This is a genomic window from Pseudomonas sp. MF5691, assembly GCF_016405645.1.
In the GTDB taxonomy this organism is placed as follows: domain Bacteria; phylum Pseudomonadota; class Gammaproteobacteria; order Pseudomonadales; family Pseudomonadaceae; genus Aquipseudomonas; species Aquipseudomonas shahriarae.
In genome coordinates this window covers 61,832-83,693 of the sequence record NZ_JAEKDC010000010.1, presented here as the reverse complement: position 1 = coordinate 83,693, position 21,862 = coordinate 61,832, and the positions used below count along the sequence as shown (strand labels likewise).

At 61.6% G+C, this 21,862-nt stretch carries 14 protein-coding genes, 1 other RNA gene and 1 pseudogene; 9 read left to right on the top strand and 7 right to left on the bottom strand.

The genetic code is table 11. From position 1 onward, the window contains the following. Window positions 1-111: 111 nt before the first annotated feature. The 4 genes from guaD to xdhA all read right to left on the bottom strand — a co-directional run bounded on the left by guaD (window position 112) and on the right by xdhA (window position 6,222). A complete protein-coding gene (gene guaD / locus JFT44_RS16010; protein ID WP_057439512.1) occupies window positions 112-1,416 on the bottom strand; it encodes a guanine deaminase in 1,305 nt (434 codons plus the stop codon). A gap of 7 nt (window positions 1,417-1,423) precedes the next feature. Beyond that, window positions 1,424-2,266, bottom strand: a complete 843-nt coding sequence (xdhC, locus tag JFT44_RS16005) for a xanthine dehydrogenase accessory protein XdhC (RefSeq protein ID WP_057960333.1) — start codon at window positions 2,264-2,266, stop codon at window positions 1,424-1,426. Window positions 2,267-2,381: 115 nt separating this feature from the next. Beyond that, window positions 2,382-4,781 (bottom strand): xanthine dehydrogenase molybdopterin binding subunit, encoded by a 2,400-nt coding sequence (gene xdhB / locus JFT44_RS16000; RefSeq protein ID WP_057439510.1) that lies wholly within the window; start codon window positions 4,779-4,781, stop codon window positions 2,382-2,384. After that, window positions 4,774-6,222 (bottom strand): xanthine dehydrogenase small subunit, encoded by a 1,449-nt coding sequence (xdhA, locus tag JFT44_RS15995; protein ID WP_186625619.1) that lies wholly within the window; start codon window positions 6,220-6,222, stop codon window positions 4,774-4,776. The genes xdhB and xdhA overlap by 8 nt, the downstream gene beginning before the upstream one ends. Before the next feature lie 267 nt (window positions 6,223-6,489). On the opposite strand from xdhA, the gene JFT44_RS15990 reads away from it, so the two are divergent. From JFT44_RS15990 to ffs, 6 genes are all read left to right on the top strand, one after another. Further along, the gene (locus tag JFT44_RS15990) at window positions 6,490-7,149 is read left to right on the top strand and encodes a GntR family transcriptional regulator (RefSeq protein ID WP_057439508.1); all 660 of its coding nucleotides are present in this window, start codon (window positions 6,490-6,492) and stop codon (window positions 7,147-7,149) included. 2 nt (window positions 7,150-7,151) lie between these two features. Next, a complete protein-coding gene (gene smc / locus JFT44_RS15985) occupies window positions 7,152-10,640 on the top strand; it encodes a chromosome segregation protein SMC (protein WP_198830903.1) in 3,489 nt (1,162 codons plus the stop codon). A gap of 253 nt (window positions 10,641-10,893) precedes the next feature. Beyond that, window positions 10,894-11,757 carry a cell division protein ZipA gene (gene zipA / locus JFT44_RS15980; protein WP_057444921.1) on the top strand — a complete coding sequence of 288 codons (864 nt, stop codon included), beginning with the start codon at window positions 10,894-10,896 and terminating at the stop codon, window positions 11,755-11,757. 88 nt (window positions 11,758-11,845) lie between these two features. Next, window positions 11,846-14,203, top strand: a complete 2,358-nt coding sequence (gene ligA, locus JFT44_RS15975; protein WP_198830902.1) for an NAD-dependent DNA ligase LigA — start codon at window positions 11,846-11,848, stop codon at window positions 14,201-14,203. A 155-nt stretch (window positions 14,204-14,358) separates the two neighbouring features. Continuing rightward, complete coding sequence (locus JFT44_RS15970) at window positions 14,359-15,525, top strand: putative zinc-binding metallopeptidase (RefSeq protein ID WP_120733837.1); 1,167 nt, start codon at window positions 14,359-14,361, stop codon at window positions 15,523-15,525. Between the two features lie 144 nt (window positions 15,526-15,669). After that, window positions 15,670-15,766, top strand: an RNA gene (ffs, locus tag JFT44_RS15965) — signal recognition particle sRNA small type. Between the two features lie 147 nt (window positions 15,767-15,913). Here ffs and JFT44_RS15960 read toward each other — a convergent pair. Beyond that, on the bottom strand, window positions 15,914-16,816 hold the full coding sequence (locus tag JFT44_RS15960) for a DUF2167 domain-containing protein (protein WP_057960327.1): 903 nt from the start codon (window positions 16,814-16,816) through the stop codon (window positions 15,914-15,916). Between the two features lie 190 nt (window positions 16,817-17,006). Beyond that, window positions 17,007-17,321 carry a helix-turn-helix domain-containing protein gene (locus JFT44_RS15955; protein ID WP_029298195.1) on the bottom strand — a complete coding sequence of 105 codons (315 nt, stop codon included), beginning with the start codon at window positions 17,319-17,321 and terminating at the stop codon, window positions 17,007-17,009. A 458-nt stretch (window positions 17,322-17,779) separates the two neighbouring features. On the opposite strand from JFT44_RS15955, the pseudogene JFT44_RS29165 reads away from it, so the two are divergent. The 3 genes and pseudogenes from JFT44_RS29165 to JFT44_RS15945 all read left to right on the top strand — a co-directional run. Beyond that, a pseudogene (locus tag JFT44_RS29165) lies at window positions 17,780-18,061 on the top strand (PAS domain-containing protein); the annotation flags it as partial. A gap of 216 nt (window positions 18,062-18,277) precedes the next feature. Beyond that, a complete protein-coding gene (locus JFT44_RS15950) occupies window positions 18,278-19,345 on the top strand; it encodes a methyl-accepting chemotaxis protein (protein ID WP_374068243.1) in 1,068 nt (355 codons plus the stop codon). 18 nt (window positions 19,346-19,363) lie between these two features. Continuing rightward, window positions 19,364-21,055: a bifunctional diguanylate cyclase/phosphodiesterase gene (locus JFT44_RS15945; RefSeq protein WP_057960325.1), complete on the top strand. Its 1,692-nt coding sequence runs from the start codon at window positions 19,364-19,366 to the stop codon at window positions 21,053-21,055. Here the strand turns inward: JFT44_RS15945 and JFT44_RS15940 are convergent. Beyond that, window positions 21,034-21,801 carry an ABC transporter substrate-binding protein gene (locus JFT44_RS15940; protein ID WP_057960324.1) on the bottom strand — a complete coding sequence of 256 codons (768 nt, stop codon included), beginning with the start codon at window positions 21,799-21,801 and terminating at the stop codon, window positions 21,034-21,036. The genes JFT44_RS15945 and JFT44_RS15940 overlap by 22 nt on opposite strands. Window positions 21,802-21,862 lie beyond the last annotated feature (61 nt).

Below are 21,862 nucleotides of genomic sequence, written 5' to 3'. Positions count from 1 at the left end.
TGGGAGCGGGCTTGCTCGCGAAAGCAGTGGGTCAGTCAACATCAATGTTGGCTGGGCCGAGGTCTTCGCGAGCAAGCCCGCTCCCGCATTGGTTTGTGGTGCCCTTCAAAATCAGCGTTGATGCACCAGTTGGCCCGCTGCATACGTCTGCATCACCGCCCGATCATCCCCCAGCGTCATCAGCACAAACAACGTCTCGGCAATGTCCTTGGCCTGCTTCAAGCGATAGCTGAGCAGTGGCGTGGCGTTGTAGTCCAGTACCAGGAAGTCGGCATCGGTGCCCGGCTGCAGGGTGCCGATCTTGTCTTCCAGGCGCAGCGCTTTGGCGCCGCCCAGGGTCGCCAGGTACAGCGATTTGAACGGGCTCAGGCGTGCGCCCTGCAATTGCATGACCTTGTAGGCCTCGTTCAGCGTCTGCAGCAGCGAGAAACTGGTACCGCCCCCCACATCCGTGCCCAGGCCCACGTTGAGCTGGTGCTTCTCGGCCATCGGCAGGTTGAACAAGCCGCTGCCGAGGAAGAAGTTCGATGTCGGGCAGAACGCGACCGCTGAACCGGCTTCGGCCAGGCGCGCGCATTCGTCGTCGCACAGGTGTACGCCATGGGCGAATACCGAACGTTCCCCCAGCAGCTTGTAGTGGTCGTACACGTCCAGGTAGCCGCTGCGCTCCGGGAACAGCTCCTTGACCCATTGCACTTCCTGCAGGTTTTCACTGATGTGCGTCTGCATGTACAGGTCCGGGTATTCCCCCAGCAACTGCCCGGCGAGGGTCAACTGTTCCGGTGTGCTGGTAGGCGCGAAGCGCGGCGTAACAGCGTAGTGCAAACGGCCTTTGCCGTGCCAGCGTTCGATCAGCGCCTTGCTCTCCTGGTAGCCGGATTCGGCGGTGTCGGTCAGGTAGTCCGGCGCATTGCGGTCCATCATCACCTTGCCGGCGATCATGCGCAGGTCGAGCTTCTCGGCAGCCTCAAAAAATGAGTTCACCGATTGCGGGTGCACACTGCCGAACACCAGGGCGGTGGTGGTGCCATTGCGCAGCAGTTCCTTGATAAAGATATCCGCCACTTCTTCGGCGTGGGCTTTATCGGCGAACTGGCTTTCACAAGGGAAGGTGTAGGTGTTGAGCCAATCCAGCAGTTGTTCGCCGTAGGCCCCGACCATGCCGGTTTGCGGCAGGTGGATATGAGTGTCGATCAGGCCGGGGGTGATCAGCGCGTCCTGGTAATGGGTGATTTCGATATCGGCCGCCAGCGTCGGCAGCAATTCGCTGGCATGCCCGAGGGCGCTGATCTGGCCGTTGTCGATCACCAGCAGGCCGTCCTCGAAATACTCATAGGAGGCGTCAATCCCGACGATGGCGGGGTCGGCGAGGCTGTGCAGAATGGCGGCACGGTAGGCTTTACGAGTCAAAGGCATGGTCGTCTCAATTCATAGCTTGGCTGCGGCGAGATACCGGCAGCAGTTTGGCAATGGGTTCGGCGCTCGCGGTGTGCTGGCCGAAGTTGGCGTTATAGGTGGCGATGATCTCGCCGGCGATGGAGATGGCGATTTCCACCGGCAATTTGCCCTTCACCTCGGTGAGGCCCATGGGGCAGCGCATGCGTTGCAACTGCGCAGCCTCGAAGCCGCGCTCACGCAGGCGGTGTTCAAACTTGACGCGTTTGGTCTGCGAGCCGATCAGGCCGAAGTAGGCAAAGTCATTGCGCTTGAGCAGGGCGGCGGTCAGTTCCAGATCCAGTGGGTGATTATGGGTCATGACGATGCAGTAACTGCCCGCAGGCAGGTCGGCAATTTCATCGACCGGCTCTTCGCTGACGATTTTACGCACGCCCTGGGGGATATGCTCCGGGAATTCCTGTTCCCGCGAGTCGATCCAGCGCACCCGGCACGGCAGGCTGGCCAGCAGCGGCACCAGGGCGCGACCGACATGGCCGGCGCCGAACACGGCAATCTGCGCCTGCACCTGGCCCATGGGTTCGAACAGCAGCACGGTGACGCCGCCACAGCACTGGCCGAGGCTGGCACCGAGGCTGAAGCGCTCCAGATGGGTGTTGTGCTGACCGCTGGCGAGCATGTCGCGGGCGATCTGCATGGCCTTGTATTCCAGGTGGCCGCCGCCGATGGTGTCGAAGGTTTGCGCGGCGCTGACTACCATCTTCGAACCGGCATTGCGCGGCGTGGAGCCGAGCTCTTCGATAATGGTCACCAGCACGCAGGGTTCACCCTGGTGTTGCAGGTCGGCGAGGGCGCTGATCCAGTTGTTCATGTCTACCTCAACATTGCTGTTGTCAGTCAGGCCGTCATCGCGGGCAAGCCCGCTCCCACAAGGGAATGCATTCCAAATGTGGGAGCGGGCTTGCCCGCGATGGCAGCACCTCGGTCTAGAGCGAAGCCATCTCGGTCTCAGCCTCAACCACCGTCGCCGCCTGCAATTGACGCATTTGCTCACAGCCCCACAACACCCGCTCCGGGGTCGCCGGCGCATCAATCTTCGGTTGATGGCGATAGTCACCCAGGCTCGCCACCGCATCCTTGATCGCGCACCACGAAGCAATCCCGAGCATAAATGGCGGTTCGCCCACGGCCTTGGAATGGAACACCGTGTCCTCCGGGTTCTTGCGGTTTTCTACCAGTTTGACCCGCAAATCCAGGGGCATGTCCGCCACGGCCGGAATCTTGTAGCTGGCCGGGCCATTGGTCATCAGCTTGCCCTTGTTGTTCCACACCAGCTCTTCCATGGTCAGCCAGCCCATGCCCTGGATAAAGCCGCCTTCGACCTGGCCAATGTCGATGGCCGGGTTCAGCGAGGCGCCCACGTCGTGGAGGATGTCGGTGCGCAGCATCTTGTACTCGCCGGTCAGGGTGTCGACGATCACTTCGCAGCAGGCTGCGCCGAAGGCGAAGTAGTAGAACGGCCGGCCCCGCGCCTGGCTGCGGTCGTAGAAAATTTTCGGGGTCTTGTAGAAGCCGGTACTCGACAGCGACACCTGGGCGAAATACGCCTGCTGGATCAGCTCCTCGAACGTCAGGATCAGTTCACGCACCCGCACATGGCCGTTGTGGAACTCCACGTCCGCCTCGCTGACGTCGTACTTGCGCGCAGCGAACTCCACCAGGCGTTGCTTGATGGTTTCGGCGGCGTTCTGCGCGGCCTTGCCGTTCAGGTCGGCGCCGCTGGAGGCGGCGGTCGGCGAGGTGTTGGGCACCTTGTCGGTGTTGGTCGCGGTGATCTGCACCCGGTCGATTTCCACCTGAAAGATCTCGGCCACCACTTGCGCGACCTTGATGTTCAGGCCCTGGCCCATCTCGGTGCCGCCATGGTTCAAGTGGATGCTGCCGTCGGTGTAGATATGGATCAACGCGCCGGCCTGGTTGAGGAAGCTGGCGGTAAACGAAATACCGAACTTCACCGGCGTCAGCGCCAGGCCCTTTTTCAGGATCGGGCTGTGGGCGTTGTACAGGCGGATCGCTTCGCGGCGTTCGGCGTACTGGCTGCTGGCCTCAAGCTCGGCGGTCATTTCTTCGAGCATGTTGTGCTCGACGGTCTGGTAGTAGTGGGTGACGTTGCGCTCGGTCTTGCCATAGTAGTTGGCCTTGCGCACGGCCAGCGGGTCCAGGGCCAGATGGCGGGCGATGGCGTCCATCACTTCCTCGATGGCGACCATGCCTTGCGGGCCGCCGAAACCACGGTAGGCGGTGTTGGAGGCGGTGTTGGTCTTGCAGCGATGACCGTTGACGGTGGCATCGCCCAGGTAATACGCGTTGTCGGAGTGGAACATCGCCCGGTCGACAATCGAGTTCGACAGGTCCGGCGAGCAGCCGCAGTTACCCGCCAGGTCCAGATTGATCCCGTGCAGGCGGCCGTTGTCGTCGAAGCCCACGTCGTATTCGATGTAGAACGGGTGGCGCTTGCCGGTCATCAGCATGTCTTCGACCCGTGGCAGACGCATCTTGGTCGGCTGGCCGGTCAGGCGCGCCACCACTGCGCACAGGCATGCCGGGCTGGCGGCCTGGGTTTCCTTGCCGCCAAAACCACCGCCCATGCGGCGCATATCCACCACGATTTTGTTCATCGACACGTCCAGTACTTCGGCCACCAGTTTCTGCACTTCGGTGGGGTTCTGGGTGGAGCAGTAGACGATCATGCCGCCGTCTTCGGTGGGCATCACCGAGGAGATCTGGGTCTCCAGGTAGAAGTGTTCCTGGCCGCCGATATGCAGGGTGCCCTGGATACGGTTTTTCGCGCTCGCCAGGGCGCTCGCCGAATCACCGCGCTGGTGGGTGTGGCTGTCCAGCACGAAATGTTTATTGCGGAAGGCCTCGACCACATCCAGCACCGGCTCCAGGTCTTCGTATTCGATCACCGCGGCCATGGCCGCCTTGCGTGCGGTTTCCAGGTCGCGGGCGGCGACGGCCAGGACTACCTGGCCGACGAACTGCACGGTGTCGATGGCCAGCAACGGGTCGCCGGGCATCAGCGGGCCGATGTCTTTCAGGCCCGGTACGTCTTCGTGGGTGATGACAATGCGCACACCGTCAAAGGCGTAGCAGGGTGCGGTGTCGATACTGAGGATTCGGGCGTGGGCGCGGTCGGACATGCGCGCATACAGGTGCAACTGGTTGGGGAATTCCAGGCGATCATCAATGTACTGCGCTTCGCCCGACACATGCTTGGCGGCGCTGTCATGCTTGACGCTACGCCCGACCCCGGACGTCAGGTCCTGGGCAAACAGCGCGGCCATTTCGGCTTGGGTTTTTACCACGGCGTGATGGTTAGACATAAGCGGTCACCCGAGTCTCGATGTGCGGCGTTTGCAGTTCGATGAAGTATTTGCGCAGCAGGTTCTGGGCGCTGAGCAGGCGGTATTCCTTGCTCGCACGGAAGTCCGACAGCGGGGTGAAATCCTCGGCCAGGGCCGCGCAGGCTTTCTCCACGGTGGCGCTGTTCCAGGTGGCGCCGATCAGCAGGGCCTCGCAGTGTTGTGCGCGTTTGGGGGTGGCGGCCATGCCACCGAAGGCGACGCGGGCATCGCTGATCACCCCATTGTCGAACTTCAGATTGAAGGCTGCGCAGACTGCCGAGATGTCATCGTCCAGGCGCTTGGAAACCTTGTAGGCGCGAAACAGCGCGTGGCCCTTGGGCACGATGATCTTCTCGATGAACTCACTGTCCTGACGGGCAGTGACGCGGTAGTCGATAAAGTAGTCTTCCAGGGCCAGGGTGCGGCGCACGTTGCCCTTGCACAGCACGATCTGCGCGCCGAGGGCGATCAGCAGCGGCGGCGAGTCACCGATGGGCGAGGCGTTGCCGATATTGCCGCCGAGGGTGCCCTGGTTGCGGATTTGCAGGGAGGCGAAGCGGTGCAGCAGGTCGCCGAAGTCCGGGTACTCGTGGTGCAGCGCGCTGTAGCAGTCGGAGAGGGCGGTAGCGGCGCCGATTTCCAGGCGGTCGTCAAAGGTCTCGATGCGCTTCATGGCTTCAATGTTGCCGACGTAGATCATCACCGGCAGCACGCGGTGGAACTGGGTGACCTCCAGCGCCAGGTCGGTACCGCCGGCCAGCAGCCGGGCTTGGGGGTAGGCGTCGTAGAGGTCGGCCAGGTCGGCGACGGTCAGGGGCACCAGGCAGCGTTTGTCGCCGCTGTTCAGTTCGCCGGTTTGCGTCGGCGCGATGGCCTTGAGGCGGGCGATGGTCTGCGCCTCGCGGCTGTCGAACTGGTCCTGGGGCTTGTTGCAGCAGGCTTGCTCGGCAGCGGCCAGGATCGGCCGGTAGCCGGTGCAGCGGCACAGGTTGCCGGCCAGGGCTTCGTGGGCCTTGGCGCTGTCGGGGGCGTCGCTGTTTTTTTGCAGGGCGAACAGCGACATTACAAAACCGGGGGTGCAGAAACCGCATTGGGAACCATGGCACTCGACCATGGCCTGTTGCACGCTGTGCAGTTGGCCCTGGTGCTTGAGGTCTTCCACGGTGATCAGTTGTTTGCCGTGCAGGGATGAGACAAACGTCAGGCACGAATTGAGGCTGCGATAGCGAATCTGCTCGGCACCTTGCTCGTCGGTATGCAGCTCGCCGACTACCACGGTGCAGGCACCACAGTCGCCGCTGGCGCAGCCTTCCTTGGTTCCGGATTTGCCCAGGTGCTCACGCAGGTAGTTGAGCACAGTCAGGTTCGGGTCCAGGTCATGCTCGCTACGGAGCTCCTGGTTGATTAAAAACTGGATCACGGAAGGCCTCGCAGACTCATTATTGTTGTTAACCGCTTTGCGCCGAATCTAGTCATGTCTGACTTTTCGGTCAACGATTTTCTGACCAGAAGGTCAAGAAAATGCGATTGCAACACCTTTGATTATGGTTCAGATCCCTGTAACCGCCGTTTTCAGGGGCGCCTGGGCTTTATCGTCTGCTTATTTCATGCCAAATTCGGCGTTGCTGGCTCAGTGATTGCGCTACACTGCCGCCCTTGTACCGATAGCAGATTTTGAAGGGAAAACATGACGTTCAAGGCGCCGGATAGTCTTGCCGAGCAAATCGCTCACCACCTCGCCGAACGCATCATTCGCGGCGATCTCAAGCCTGGGGAGCGGATCCAGGAACAGAAAGTCACGCTGGCGCTGAATGTCAGCCGTGGCTCCGTGCGCGAAGCCTTGCTGATCCTCGAGCGACGGCACCTGATCGCCATCCTGCCGCGCCGTGGCGCCCACGTCACCGAGCTCACCGCGCACAAGGTGCAGAGCCTGTGCACGCTGATGAGCGAGCTGTACATCCTGCTGGGCAATGCGGTCGCCGAAGGCTGGCAGACCCAGGCCGACATGGCGCCCTTCGTGCAGATCCAGCAACGGCTGGTGAGCAATTTCGAGCGCCAGGACATCCGCGCTTTTGTCGAAGAATGCTTCAATGTCATGCGCGCCGCGTACCCCTTTGCCAATAACCCGTACCTGCAGGAAACCGTCGAAAACCTGCAACCGGCGATGAACCGCGCCTATTACCTGGCCCTGGATCAACGCAAGGCGTCGATGAGCGAGTACCTGGCGCTGTTCGAGCAACTGCTCGCCGCTGTACTGGCCCGTGATCTGCCGCAGATCCGCCAAGTGCTCTCGGCCTATGGCCAGCGCAGTTGTTCACTGGTTATCGCAGCCCTGGCGGACGCCTAAGCGTGCGGCTCAAGTGCATCAAACTGGCGGGGTTCAAATCCTTCGTCGACCCGACCACGGTGAACTTCCCCAGTAACATGGCGGCAGTGGTCGGGCCCAATGGCTGCGGCAAGTCGAACATCATCGACGCCGTGCGCTGGGTGATGGGCGAGAGCTCGGCGAAAAACCTGCGTGGCGAGTCGATGACCGACGTCATCTTCAATGGCTCCACCAGCCGCACGCCGGTCAGTCAGGCCAGCATCGAACTGGTGTTCGACAACTCCGACGGTACCCTGGTGGGTGAATACGCCGCCTACGCGGAAATCTCCATCCGCCGCAAAGTGACGCGCGACAGCCAGAACAGTTACTTCCTCAACGGCACCAAGTGCCGGCGCCGCGACATTACCGACATCTTCCTCGGCACCGGCCTGGGCCCGCGCAGCTACTCGATTATCGAACAGGGCATGATCTCCAAGCTGATCGAAGCCAAGCCCGAGGACCTGCGCAACTTTATCGAGGAAGCGGCCGGTATCTCCAAGTACAAGGAGCGCCGCCGCGAGACCGAAAACCGCATCCGCCGCACCCACGAAAACCTCGCGCGCCTGACCGACCTGCGTGAAGAGCTGGAGCGCCAGATGGAGCGCCTGCACCGCCAGGCCCAGGCCGCCGAGAAATACCAGGAATACAAAGGCGAAGAACGCCAGCTCAAGGCGCAACTCTCGGCGCTGCGCTGGCAGGCCTTGAATGACCAGGTGGGCCAGCGCGAAGCGATTATCGGCACCCAGGAAATCAGCTTCGAAGCCCTGGTGGCTGAGCAGCGCAATGCCGACGCCAGCATCGAACGCCTGCGTGACGGTCACCATGACTTGTCCGAGCGCTTCAACCTGGTGCAGGGCCGCTTCTATTCGGTGGGCGGCGATATTGCGCGGGTCGAGCAGAGCATCCAGCACGGCCAGCAGCGCTTGCGCCAGTTGCAGGATGACCTGAAGGAAGCGGAGCGAGCGCGCCTGGAAACCGAGTCGCACCTGGGCCACGACCGCACCTTGCTGCTGACCCTCGGCGAAGAGCTGGACATGCTCATCCCCGAGCAGGAAATCACCAGCGCCGCCGCCGAAGAGGCCGCCGCCGCCCTGGAAGAATCCGAAACCACCATGCACGGTTGGCAGGAACAGTGGGATGCGTTCAACCTGCGCTCCGCCGAGCCGCGGCGCCAGGCTGAGGTGCAGCAGTCGCGCATCCAGCAACTGGAAACCAGTATGGAACGCCTGGCCGAGCGCCAGCGCCGGGTCCTGGAGGAGCGCGCCTTGCTGGCCGCTGCCCCGGAAGACGCGGCGATCATGGCGCTGAGCGAGCAGTTGGCCGAAAGCGAAATGACGCTCGAAGAGCTGGAAGCCAGCGAAGAACAGCAAGTGGAGCGCCTGGAGCAATTGCGCCAGGAACTGCAGCAGGCGACCCAGGCGCAGCAGCAGGCCCAGGGTGATTTGCAGCGCCTCAACGGGCGCCTGGCCTCCCTTGAAGCCTTGCAGCAGGCGGCACTGGATCCCGGCACGGGCACCGCAGAATGGCTGCGTGACCAGCACCTGGCCGAGCGTCCGCGCCTGGCCGAAGGCTTGAAGGTCGAAGCCGGTTGGGAACTGGCCGTGGAGACCGTGCTTGGCGCGGATCTGCAGGCGGTGCTGGTGGATGACTTTGGCGGGTTTGACCTGGCCGGTTTCACCCAGGGCGACTTGCGTCTGCTCAGCCCGGCAGCCGATGGCACCCGCGTGCCGGGCAGCCTGTTGGATAAAGTCGAGGCGCCGATTGATCTGTCGCCCTGGCTGGGCCAGGTCAAACCGGTGGATTCCCTGGAGCAGGCCCTGGCGTTGCGTGGCCAATTGGCCTCTGGCGAAAGCCTGATCAGCCGCGACGGCTACTGGGTCGGCCGGCACTTTTTGCGGGTGCGCCGCGCCAGTGAAGCCGAAAGCGGCGTATTGGCCCGTGGCCAGGAAATCGTCAACCTGAGTGCCGAGCGCGAAGAGCGCGAGGCGACCCTGGAGTCCCTGGAAACCCAACTGCAAACCCTGCGCGCCACCCAGCGCCAGCAAGAGACCGGCCGCGAACATTTGCGCCGCCTGTTGCAGGACGAAGCGCGCCAGCAGGGCGAACTGAAAGCCCAGCTCTCGGCCAGCAAGGCCAAGGCCGAGCAGTTGACCCTGCGCCGTACCCGTCTCGATGAAGAAGTGGCCGAGATGGGCGAACAGCGCGCCCTCGAACATGAACAAGTCGGCGAAGCGCGCCTGCAGTTGCAGGACGCCCTCGACAGCATGGCCCTCGACACCGAGCAGCGCGAACTGCTGTTGGCCCAGCGTGACAGCCTGCGCGAACGCCTCGATCGGGTACGCCAGGAAGCACGCCAGCACAAGGATCACGCCCACCAGTTGGCGGTGCGCCTGGGCTCGTTGCGCGCTCAGCACGATTCCACGCGCCAGGCCCTGGAGCGCCTGGAGATGCAGTCCGAACGCCTGACGGAAAAGCGCGAGCAACTGAGTCTCAACCTGGAGGAGGGCGAGGCGCCCCTGGAAGAGCTGCGCTTGAAGCTCGAAGAGTTGCTCGATAAACGCATGAGCGTCGACGAAGAACTCAAGACCGCGCAGATCGCTCTGGAAGACGCCGACCGCGAACTGCGCGACGCAGAAAAGCGCCGGACTCAGGCCGAGCAGCAATCACAATTGATCCGCAGCCAGCTCGAACAGCAGCGCATGGAATGGCAGGCCCTGACGGTGCGCCGCAAAACCTTGCAGGATCAGTTGCTGGAAGATGGCTACGACCTGCACGGCGTACTCAATACCTTGACCGCCGAGGCCAACGAGAAAGAAGCCGAAGAAGAACTTGAGCGCATTGCCGCGCGCATTCAGCGACTCGGCGCGATCAACCTCGCCGCCATCGACGAATACCAGCAGCAGTCCGAGCGTAAACGTTACCTGGATGCCCAGAACGCCGATCTGGTGGAAGCCCTGGACACCCTGGAAAACGTCATTCGCAAGATCGACAAGGAAACCCGTAACCGCTTCAAAGATACCTTTGATCAGATTAATGGCGGTTTACAGGCCTTATTCCCAAAAGTTTTCGGCGGTGGCAGCGCTTACTTGGAACTGACGGGCGAAGATCTACTCGATACAGGGGTAACGATCATGGCGCGGCCTCCGGGCAAGAAGAACAGCACCATCCATTTGTTGTCCGGCGGCGAGAAGGCCCTGACCGCATTGGCCCTGGTGTTTGCCATCTTCAAGTTGAACCCGGCGCCGTTCTGCATGCTCGATGAAGTTGACGCGCCGCTGGATGACGCTAACGTTGGACGCTATGCCCGCCTGGTTAAAGAGATGTCCCAGACGGTGCAGTTCATCTATATCACCCACAACAAGATCGCCATGGAAATGGCGGATCAATTGATGGGGGTGACCATGCATGAACCGGGCTGTTCGCGACTGGTGGCGGTGGATGTGGAAGAGGCGATGGCGATGGTGGAAAGTTAGCGCCAAGTTGCTAGCTTCAAGGGGCGTGAGTGTCGGCTTGAAGCTTATGATTTGTAGCTTAATTCCTGCGTCAGCCGACACATTTTGCGCCAACTGTGTAAAGTTATCTTTGGTCGTGCTAGTTTAATGTCAATTTTTCGTATGCGTGGGCAAAACGTCAGTCAGAACATAGAGTTGGCGCCACGTTTTAAAGCGGTTTGCACGGTGCTAAACCCCTTATTTTTCAGCATTTTTTATAGAGGCAAGGGATTACATGGAAATCGGTCTGCGCGAGTGGCTGATCGTCATCGGCATTATTGTAATAGCCGGTATTCTTTTTGATGGCTGGCGCCGTATGCGCGGCGGCAAGGGCAAGCTGAAATTCCGTCTGGACCGTAACCTGTCCAATTTGCCCGACGACGACGGCGCTGCCGAGCTGCTGGGGCCGCCCCGTGTCCTGGACACCCATAAAGAGCCGCAGCTGGACGAGCACGACCTGCCGTCGATGAGCGCCCCGGTGCGTGAAGCCCGCGAACCGTCGTCCAAACGTGGCAAGCGCGGCAGCGCTGCTGTGGCCGAGCCGCATCAGGGCGACCTGAACCTCGACGTGGACGAAGGCCCGAGCTTCAGCAGCCGCGATGGTGATTTCCCGGATGAAAGCCCGGCCAAGAGCGCGCCACGTGAGTCCACCAAGGACCAGCCGGCAGCTGAAGAAGTGCTGGTGATCAGCGTGATCTGCCGCGACGCGGCCGGTTTCAAGGGCCCGGCGCTGTTGCAGAACATCCTGGAAAGCGGCCTGCGTTTCGGCGAGATGGATATTTTCCACCGTCACGAAAGCATGGCCGGCAACGGTGAAGTACTGTTCTCCATGGCCAACGCGGTCAAGCCGGGCACCTTCGATCTGGACGATATCGACCTGTTCAGCACCCCTGCCGTGAGCTTCTTCCTCGGCCTGCCAGGCCCGCGTCACCCGAAACAGGCGTTCGACGTCATGGTGGCCGCAGCCCGCAAGCTGTCCCAGGAGCTCAATGGCGAGCTCAAGGACGACCAGCGCAGCGTGCTAACCGCCCAGACCATCGAACACTACCGTCAGCGCATCGTCGAGTTCGAGCGTCGCGCCCTGACACAGAAACGCTGAGGACGGGTCTTCAGCGTTGTCAGTAGAATTAAGCGCACTAACATATTGAGCAGCTTCGGCTGCTCTTTTGCTTTATGAGAGAACACCCATGACCGCCGCCCACACCCGCATACTCGAGCTGCGCGCTGAACTGGATCAGCACAACTACCGTTACCACGTACTCGACGAGCCGAGCATTCCGGACGCCGAATACGACCGGCTGTTCCACGAACTCAAGGCGCTGGAAGCCGAGCACCCGGACCTGGTGACTCGCGACTCACCGACGCAGCGGGTTGGCAGTGCGGCGCTGTCGGCCTTTACCCAGGTGCGTCACGAGATCCCGATGCTCAGCCTGGGCAACGCCTTTGATGAAACCACCATGCTGGAGTTTGATCGTCGCGTTACCGAGGGCCTCGACCTGCCGGTGGGCGATCTGTTTGGCGGTGGTGCGGCGGTGGAGTACAGCTGCGAACCCAAGCTCGATGGCCTGGCGGTCAGCCTGCTGTATCAGGATGGCGAGTTGGTACGCGGCGCGACCCGTGGCGACGGCACCACCGGCGAAGACATCAGCGTGAATGTGCGCACCGTGCGCAATATCCCGCTGAAACTGCAGGGCACGGGCTGGCCGGCAACGCTGGAAGTGCGCGGTGAAGTGTTCATGTCCAAGGCCGGTTTCGAGCGTTTGAACGCCACGCAACTGGAAGTCGGCGGCAAGACCTTCGCCAACCCGCGTAACGCGGCGGCGGGCAGCCTGCGCCAACTCGACTCGAAGATCACCGCCAGTCGCCCCCTGGAGTTCTGCTGCTACGGCGTGACCACGGACATCAGCGACACCCATATCGGCAACCTCCAGCAGTTGCAGAAGTGGGGTATGCCCATCAGCCACGAGTTGAAGCTGGCCAAGGGGATTGAGGATTGCCTGGCGTACTACCGCGACATCGGTGAGCGGCGTAACAGCCTGCCCTATGAAATCGACGGTGTGGTGTTCAAGGTCAACAGCATCGCCTACCAGCGCGAATTGGGCTTTCGCGCCCGCGAGCCGCGCTGGGCCATCGCCCATAAGTTTCCGGCGATGGAAGAACTGACTGAATTGCTCGACGTTGAATTCCAGGTCGGCCGCACCGGCGCGGTGACGCCGGTGGCGCGCTTGAAGCCGGTCAAGGTGGCGGGAGTCACCGTATCCAATGCGACATTGCACAACATGGACGAAGTGGCGCGCCTGGGCTTGATGATCGGTGACACCGTGATCATCCGCCGTGCCGGTGATGTGATCCCACAGGTCGTGTCGGTGGTTACCGAGCGTCGCCCGGAAAATGCCCGCGCCGTGCAGATCCCGGAAAGCTGCCCGGTGTGCGGTTCCCATGTGGAGCGCACGCAACTGGTCAAGCGCAGCAAGGGCAAGGAAACCGTCAGCGAGGGCGCGGTGTATCGCTGTGTCGGGCGCCTGGCCTGTGGTGCGCAGCTCAAGCAGGCGATTATCCATTTTGTCTCGCGGCGGGCCATGGATATCGACGGCCTGGGCGACAAGACCATCGAGCAGTTGGTCGATGAGAAACTCATCGGCTCGCCGGCGGACCTGTACAAGCTCAAGTACGAACAGATCTTCGACCTGGAAGGCTTCGCCGATGTTTCCAGCAAGAAACTGATCGCCGCCATCGAAAACAGCAAGACCCCAACCCTGGCGCGGTTCATCTACGCCCTGGGTATTCCCGATGTGGGTGAGGAAACCGCCAAGGTCCTGGCGCGTTCCCTGGCGTCCCTGGAGCGTGTGCAGCGGGCGTTGCCGGAAGTGCTGACGTACTTGCCGGATGTGGGCCTGGAAGTGGCGCACGAGATCCACAGCTTCTTTGAAGACGGGCACAACCAGCAGGTGATCGGCGCGCTGCTGTCGCCGGACGAGTGCGCGCTGGTCTTGCAGGACCAGGGTGAGCTGAGTGCCGAGTTCGCTGCCAGTACCACCCTGGGCGGCCTGCTCGACAAGTTGCATGTACCTTCCGTGGGGCCGGGAGCCGCGCAGAAGCTGGCGGACAGGTTTGGCTCCCTGGAGGGTGTTATCCAGGCCGATTGGCTGGATATGCGCCAGGCGCTGCCGGAGAAGCAGGCCAAGGCCGTGCGTGAGTTCTTCGATAATCCGGACAATGCCCATCGTGCGCTGGCCATCGAGCAGCAGCTCAAGGACTTCGGCATGCACTGGCAGAGTGAGAAGAAGGTGGTTGAAGGCTTGCCCGAGGCGGGGCATACCTGGGTGCTGACCGGCTCCCTGGAACTGATGAGTCGCGACGTGGCCAAGGCAAAGCTCGAAAGCCTGGGGGCCAAGGTGGCGGGTTCGGTCTCGGCGAAGACCCATTGCGTGGTCGCCGGGCCGGGTGCCGGCTCGAAACTGGCCAAGGCCAGCGAGCTGGGGCTGAAGGTCCTGGACGAAGAGGCTTTTGTCGCATTCCTGGCCAGCCACAACATTCCCCTCTGATGATCGTTCCCACGCTCTGCGTGGGAATGCATTCCAGCACGTTCCGCGACCCAACAGCGGACGCAGAGGCCCATGGCGTCATTGCCAGGCAGAACGTGGGAACGATCTTGCGCGGTAAATGATCTAGTCTTGGGCACGCCCCTGGAGAGATCGCCATGTACCGCTTCTTCGAACAGCTCAGTTCGCGCATCGCCGCGCCATTCATGGGCGGGGGTTCGCGCAACAGCAAGGTCTGGCAGTGCCGTTGCGGGCAATCCCTGTTTTTTCGTAACAGCCAATGCCTGGCCTGTTCGGCGCTGTTGGGTTACCTGCCCGAGCAAAGCCGGCTGGCGTCCCTGCAACCGGGGCCGGTGGTCGATACCTGGCTGCAGGACGACAACCTCGACGCCGGCGCCTGGCGCCGCTGCGCCAACCTCGATACCCCAGCGGCCTGCAACTGGCTGATCCCGGCCTACAGCACCGCGCCGCTGTGTGTGGCGTGCAGCCTTAATCGCACCATTCCCGACCTGTCGATTCCGGAAAACCCCGAGCGCTGGCGCAAGGTGGAAACCGCCAAACGCCGGCTGGTGGCGCAATTGATCAGCCTGGGGTTGCAGGTGATCCCCAAAACAGTCGACGAGACCAATGGCCTGGCTTTTGACTTCGTGGGTATCGACCTGGCAGGCAAGGCCCCCACCACGGGCCATGCCAATGGCTTGATCACCCTGGATATCAAGGAGGCCGACGACGAGCACCGCGAGAAAATCCGCGTGCAGATGCGCGAGCCGTACCGCACCTTGCTCGGTCACTTCCGCCATGAGGTCGGCCACTACTATTGGGATCGCCTGATCGCCGGCAGTCATTGGTTGCAGCCGTTTCGCAACCTGTTCGGCGACGAACGCGCCAGTTATACCGACGCCCTCGACCAGCACTACCAGAACGGCCCGCGCCCGGACTGGCAGCAAACCTGCGTCAGCGCCTACGCCACCATGCATCCTTGGGAAGACTGGGCAGAAACCTGGGCCCATTACCTGCACATGATGGACGCGGTCGACACCGCCCTGGGGTTTGGCATGAGCGCACGGGAGATGGACCTGGACTACCAGCCATTTCCCCTCACCACCCTCTATGACCCGCAGCACCCTGGCGGCCCGGCGTTCCTGTCGTTCGTCAACGCCTGGATCGAGCTGGCCGGCATGCTCAATGAACTGTCCCGCAGCATGGGGCAGCCGGATTTCTATCCCTTCGTGCTGCCGCCGGCAGTGATTGCCAAGTTGCACTTCATCCACTTGGTGATCCAGGAAGAGGGCGGCCGTGCGGATGAGGTATTGAAAGCCCAATGATCAAAAGATGCGAGGGTGTTCTTGAGGGCTATGGCAAGTACTTGAACCTCTTGGCTTTTTAATCCTGCGCCAACGGTTGTAACTTCCGATGAGATCGGTACAATGGCCCCGCTTGCCGAGAGGCCAGCGTCGTTATGGTGACCCCATCGGTCCCCCCGCAACGATTACCCGTGAACCTGGTCAGATCCGGAAGGAAGCAGCCACAGCGGGAACATTGTGTGCCGGGGTGTGGCTGGTGGGGTTGCCTCCATAACGCCCCCTCGCAACAACCCTCTTGTTTATTCCGCTATCCAATTCATCAGAATTTTTCACTTGCCCAGGCCTGATTGCGCCCGAGGCCAAGCTATTTGTACGCCGCGATTGCTCGCGGCGTTTTCGTGTGTGGCGATCAGCCTTTGTTGCGGTTGAAGAACTTGCGTGCGCCTGCCAGCAACGCCACCACGCCAATCACCAGAAACTTCTTGGCGGCCAGCAGGAAGATGCCGATCTTGGCAAATAGCCCGGCCTTGCCGGCAATCCCGCCAGCGACCAGTGCGGCCAGGCCATAAGAGGCCAGCTTGTCGGTGCTCGGGTTGTAGTCGGTGTAGAGGTTGCCGTCGGTGAAGTTGGTGAAGGCCAGGACCTTGGGCAGTTCCTGCTTGATGGTGGGCAGGTCGGCCATGGCGGCGACGGCGTTGAGTTCCAGCACGCCCTCGCGGCCCAGCACGCGGATGCTGTAGTTGAGGGTGTTCTGCTCGGCGTCGTCGGCTTTCAGTTCCCGGGCCCAGTACATCTTGTGGGACGGTTGATCGTAGTGCGGCGGTTCGGCCCAGCCCAGCAGGTGCAGGCCGGCATAGCCTTGCTTCTGGCGTTCCTTGTTGTCCTCGGCATCGTCTTCCTGCATTTGCTTGAGCAGTTCGGTGTAGTCGATTTTTGCCGCATCTTCGTCGGAAATATGCCCGTCGTCCTTGTAGCTGACAATCACGCCCCAGCCGCGTGCCGACAGTGGGCTGACGGCCTTGGGCACGATCATGCCCAGGGTGTTGAAGCCCGGCGGGTTGCCCCAGCCGTCGGTGAGCAGACGTTCGGTGTCGTTGGGATCCAGATAGTAGAACTCGTCGTTGAGCTTGAGCGTAGCGATGCCGCCGGGCAGGGTGACGGTGCCGGTTTGCTGCTTGAGGGAGGCGAGGAAGTGCTCGGCGGTTTCGGCGGGTGCGCTGGCTTCGACTGGCGCCGGGGCTGCGGTGGCATAGACCGGTGCGGCAGGCAGGCTCAAGGCGGCTGCCGCCACCAGCAGGCGGAGGTAGTTCATGGTAGTCCCTTACATTTTGAAATAACTTCGCGAGAGGATACCGAATCTGCCTGGGCCGCGCGAGTATGCTGGCAAAAGGCGTGGCCCAGCGCCTGCCAGGAGAGGGGCTGTCCGGTCGGATCATGTCAGTAGGCAAAGAGCAAAGAACAGGCGACGTCAGTGGCCTGCTCTTTTTTATGTCGTACGAGCTCTAAGGCTTGGACAAGGCCTGGTCTACCGCCGCTATCAGCTTTCCCAGATCCTTCGGGGTGGCTTTATGAATGACACCGAACAGATAAGCGCGCTGTTCTTCCTCATCGCCCAGATCGGCAAAAAAGACTTTCAGCTTCACTCCCAAGGCCTCCGCAAACAAGAACAGAGCGTCAACGCTGGGTGTATAGGTGCCGGTTTCGAAGCGGCTAATGGTTTTAGGGTCAAAACCGGTTTTCTCACCTAGTTCAGCCTGAGTAAGCCCCGCTACCTTTCGGTAGCGTCTGATGGCTGGACCCAAACTTGAAATTTGCATCGCTCAATTCCCATTTAGAATCAAGAACTTAACGATAAATATTGGCATTAGACAACGGCACGCACCATCACCTTTTCTTGCAAAATGTGATGTAATTCGTAGAATCGGCGTTTAGGACAAGTATTTGGCGGTGTCGTTTCACAGGGCACCTTTATGAAACAGGAAATCATTGCTTTCTCCTCACTTTCATAAAGGTAGTTGCAAAACAGTTGCTTGGCCGCAGCGCCAAGCTCGCTCTTGCGCGCCCACGCAACCCTCGCCTTTCACACCAGACGCTCGAATTAAAGCCTAGTTGATCTTCGCTAAACCGAAGGTCAGGTGCTGGGCAAAACCTGGTTTGGCTGCCCAATGGCGCCAGCCAGCCCATTGACGGTTTACCCGTCTGGAAATACCCCTCCATCTGCAGGATCTATCCGATCCTGAGCAGGTGGATCGAATGCTGTCCATGGAGCTTTAAAGTGCGCGTCAATTTGCCGGTCACCACAGTTGAACAGACTTTCGGGGAGCAGCAACGGCTCATTTCCGCAACTGACATCAATAGCCACATTACTTACTGCAACGACGAGTTTGCCGCCATGAGCGGCTTCACCCAGGCTGAACTGATAGGCAGTACCCACAATCTGGTGCGCCACCCGGACATGCCGCCCGCGGTCTTTGAGCTGATGTGGCGCTACCTCAAGGCCGGCCAGAGCTGGATGGGCGTGGTCAAGAACCGTTGCAAAAACGGCAACTTCTATTGGGTCAGCGCCTATGTGACGCCGATCCTCGAAGACGGTCGCCTGGTAGGTTATGAGTCGGTGCGGGTCAAGCCGACGCGCGAGCAGGTGCGGCGTGCCGAAGCGCTCTACGCACGTTTGCGTGCCGGGCGTTCGGCGGTTTCGCCGTTGCAGCGCCTGGGCCAGGTCGGCAATGCCCTAGCCGTTCCCGCCTTGGCGGCAGTGCTCGCTGGCGGGGCGATGCAATGGTTGCCGGGCGGGTGGGCCCAGGCCTCTGTGGCGCTGCTGTTTCTCGGCCTCGGCGCCTGGGCGCACCTGCGTCTGGGGAGGCAGCTCAAGCAGATTGTCGAGCACACGCCCAATACCTTTTCCGACCCTATCAGCGCCATGACCTACAGCGATGCGCTGGGTCCGGCTGCGCAACTGGAAATGATCCTGATCAGCGAAGAGGCGCGCTTGAAAACCGCGCTCACGCGTCTGAGCGACCTGGCCACCCAGATGGCCGAGGCTGCTGCTCATTCCAGCATGTTATCGGGCACCACCGAGTCGGCGCTGCTGGAGCAACGCGCAGAAACCGATATGACCGCCGCCGCCATGACCGAAATGGCCGCGTCCATCGCCGAAGTGGCAACCCACGTCCAGCAGACCGCCAGCGAAGCCCGCACCGCCAATGACCTGGCTGAGCAGGGCAGTCATGTTGTCGGCACCACACGCGAGGCGATTCAACTGCTGGCCAGTACTGTCACCCAGATCAACCAGGCGGTGGGCCATCTGGCCGACCAGACCCAGGAAATCCGTGTGGCCGCTAGCATGATCCAGGCCATCGCCGACCAGACCAACCTGCTGGCCCTGAATGCCGCTATCGAAGCGGCGCGGGCCGGCGAGCAAGGCCGTGGCTTTGCCGTGGTGGCCGATGAAGTGCGGGCGCTGGCGGGCAAGACCCGGCAGTCGACCGAACAGATCCAGGGCATCATCCAGAGCTTGCGTGCCGGGGCCGATCAGGCGGTGGACATTGCCAGCACCGGTATTCAAGAGGCCGAGCAAGGCGTGCAGCAGGTACTGCAAGCGCAACAGGCACTGCTGGGCATTCGTCAGGCGGTGGAACGCATTACCGGCATGAGTCAGCAAATGGCTGCAGCCTCACAGGAACAATCCCACGTCGCAGAGGATGTTTCACAACAGATCAATAACGTCGCGGCCACGGTACAAAAGACAGCGGGCAACGCCAACGCTGCAGTCACCCGGGGCCGGGAACTTGAAAGCATCTCTTCCGGGTTGCGTGCCCTGGTCGAGCGGTTCAACCGCTAGCCACCTAGAGCCACATTCATGGATGAGAAATACCGCAGGGCCGTGGATGCCGCCGCCATTTTCTCCGAGACAGACCTCACCGGCCGCATCACCTACGTCAACGACCAATTCTGCGGCATGTCCGGCTACAGCCGCGACGAGTTGCTGGGGCGTAACCACCGGATCCTCAGCTCCGGATTGCACCCTGCCGGGTTTTTCCAGGGCATGTGGCGCACCATCACCGAAGGCCGGGTCTGGCGCGGGGAAATCTGTAACCGCGCCAAGGATGGCTCGCTGTACTGGGTCGATAGCACCATGGTGCCGCTGGTCGATCAGCGTACCGGGAAGGTGCAGAAGTACGTGTCGATTCGTTTTGACGTCAGCGAAAAGCGTCAGTTGCTGCAGACCCTGCAATGGCGGGTCGGTCACGATGTGCTGACCGGGCTGCCCAATCGCGCTTACCTCTCCGAATTGCTCGTGCAGTCCCTGGAGTTTTCCCGCAACGAGCAAATCCCCCTGGCGGTGTGCATGCTCGACCTGGATGGCTTCAAGGCCGTCAACGACGGCTATGGGCATGCCAGTGGCGACTTGTTGCTGGTGGAGGTTGCGCGTCGCCTGCGTGAGATTATTCGTGGCGAAGATGTGGTCGCCAGGCTGGCCGGTGACGAGTTTGTACTGATCCTGCGCTACGTGCGCGATGCCGATGAGCTTAACGGCGCGCTGCGGCGGATCCTCACGGCCATCTCCGAGCCGTATTCGATCCAGGGCGCGCAGATCAACGTGTTTGCCAGTATCGGTGTGACCTTGTTCCCCCTGGACGATGAGGACGCCGATACGTTGCTGCGCCATGCCGACCAGGCCATGTATGTGGCCAAGCAAAGTGGGCGCAACCGCTACCAGCTATTTGACGTGTCCCTGGAGCAGGAGGTCAAGGCCACCCACCAGACGGTCCAGCAGATTCGCCAGGCCCTGGCGGCGGGGGAGTTGTGCCTGCACTTCCACCCCAAGATCAACCTGCGCCACGGCCAGGTGGTGGGGTTTGAAGCGTTGCTGCGCTGGCAGCATCCGATGCGCGGGTTGGTGGCGCCCAAGGATTTCCTGTCGTTGATCGAGCAGACCGACCTGATCGTGGATGTCGGCGAGTGGGTGATGGATCAGGTGCTGGCGCAGATGCGTCAGTGGCAGGAGGCTGGGCACTGCTGGCCGGTCAGCGTGAACATCGCGGCCCGGCATTTCCAGCGTGCGGATTTTGTCGAGCGCCTGCAGCAACTGCTGGCCCAGCATCCCGATGTCGCGCCACACATGCTTGATCTGGAAATTGCCGAATCGGTGGCCATCGACCATATCCAACGGGTCACCGAGCACCTGGCGGCGTGCCAGGCGCTGGGGGTGCGGTTTTCCCTGGATGATTTCGGCACCGGCTATTCCTCCCTCAGCTACCTCAAGCGCCTGCCGACCCAGACCATCAAGATCGACAAGTCGTTTGTGCGTGACATCCTGCACGACAAGGACGACCTGGCCTTGACCCAGGCGGTGATCGGCCTGGCCCGGGCATTTGGCCGCGAAGTGATCGCCGAGGGCCTGGAAACTCTTGAACATGGCCAGTTGCTGCTGCGCATGGGCTGCGAAGTGGCCCAGGGTTATTACTTCGCCCAGCCCATGCCGGCTGACGAGGTGCCGGCCTGGGCCGCCGGGTTTGACCTGCTCAACTATGGTGCGGGCGACGATTGAGGCGGGCGCTCGCGGTCACCGGTGTAGAGCCTGATGATGCCGTCAATCTCCCCCGACATCTTCATGCGCAGCAATGTGCGCAAAATGTGCTGCACGGGCAGGGCTGGGTCGTTACGCACGTAGCAGCCCAGGCTCTGCTCCTCGATCACGGCCACTACGTGCAGCCTGCGGTCCACGGGTAGCCGCTGATTGAAGCGCTCCAGGGCCCATTCGTTGGTGACGGCATACCTGAAGCGTCCCGCCACCAGCTTGTGCAGCACTTGCTCTTCGCTGCGGGCGTCGTCGCGCTGCAGCTGGCCGTTGGCGAACAGCGGCTCGAGAGTCGGGTAGCTGTAGTTGAGCACGGTGCCGATATTCTGCGCAGCCAGCTTCGCCACATTCACCGACAACGGCGGGGCGTGGACGCTGACCAGCACATTACGCTGCACCAGCAAGGGGATGCTCCAGACATAATCGCCGGACAGGTTGCTCAGCCACGCCTGTGCGACGTAGCAGCGCACATCAATTTCGCCATGCTCCATGGCTGGGGCGATGCGGGCTCGGGCCAATACCTGGAACTGCGCCGGATGGCCAACCTGGGTGGCCAGGCTTAACATCAGGTCATACAAAATGCCCTGGGTCGGCTGGCCGGCCTCGATCTGCACCAGGGGCATGGCCCAGCTGTCGGAAATGGCGAAGCGCAACGGGGCGGGTGCCGCCAGGCTCAGTGTGGTGATCATCCATAAAGCGCCCAGGACTACGCGCATAAACTCTCCGAGATCAGCCCTTGGGAGGGGAGGCCACTACCAGCTTAGTCAGATTAGGCGA

What these genes read in the sequence shown, in the direction of transcription:
- guaD (WP_057439512.1), bottom strand. Translation starts at nt 1,416, where the DNA reads ATGCCTTTGACTCGTAAAGCCTACCGTGCCGCCATTCTGCACAGCCTC.
- xdhC (WP_057960333.1), bottom strand. Translation starts at nt 2,266, where the DNA reads ATGAACAACTGGATCAGCGCCCTCGCCGACCTGCAACACCAGGGTGAA.
- xdhB (WP_057439510.1), bottom strand. Translation starts at nt 4,781, where the DNA reads ATGTCTAACCATCACGCCGTGGTAAAAACCCAAGCCGAAATGGCCGCG.
- JFT44_RS15990 (WP_057439508.1), top strand. Translation starts at nt 6,490, where the DNA reads ATGACGTTCAAGGCGCCGGATAGTCTTGCCGAGCAAATCGCTCACCAC.
- zipA (WP_057444921.1), top strand. Translation starts at nt 10,894, where the DNA reads ATGGAAATCGGTCTGCGCGAGTGGCTGATCGTCATCGGCATTATTGTA.
- ligA (WP_198830902.1), top strand. Translation starts at nt 11,846, where the DNA reads ATGACCGCCGCCCACACCCGCATACTCGAGCTGCGCGCTGAACTGGAT.
- JFT44_RS15970 (WP_120733837.1), top strand. Translation starts at nt 14,359, where the DNA reads ATGTACCGCTTCTTCGAACAGCTCAGTTCGCGCATCGCCGCGCCATTC.
- JFT44_RS15960 (WP_057960327.1), bottom strand. Translation starts at nt 16,816, where the DNA reads ATGAACTACCTCCGCCTGCTGGTGGCGGCAGCCGCCTTGAGCCTGCCT.
- JFT44_RS15955 (WP_029298195.1), bottom strand. Translation starts at nt 17,321, where the DNA reads ATGCAAATTTCAAGTTTGGGTCCAGCCATCAGACGCTACCGAAAGGTA.
- JFT44_RS15950 (WP_374068243.1), top strand. Translation starts at nt 18,278, where the DNA reads ATGCAATGGTTGCCGGGCGGGTGGGCCCAGGCCTCTGTGGCGCTGCTG.
- JFT44_RS15945 (WP_057960325.1), top strand. Translation starts at nt 19,364, where the DNA reads ATGGATGAGAAATACCGCAGGGCCGTGGATGCCGCCGCCATTTTCTCC.
- JFT44_RS15940 (WP_057960324.1), bottom strand. Translation starts at nt 21,801, where the DNA reads ATGCGCGTAGTCCTGGGCGCTTTATGGATGATCACCACACTGAGCCTG.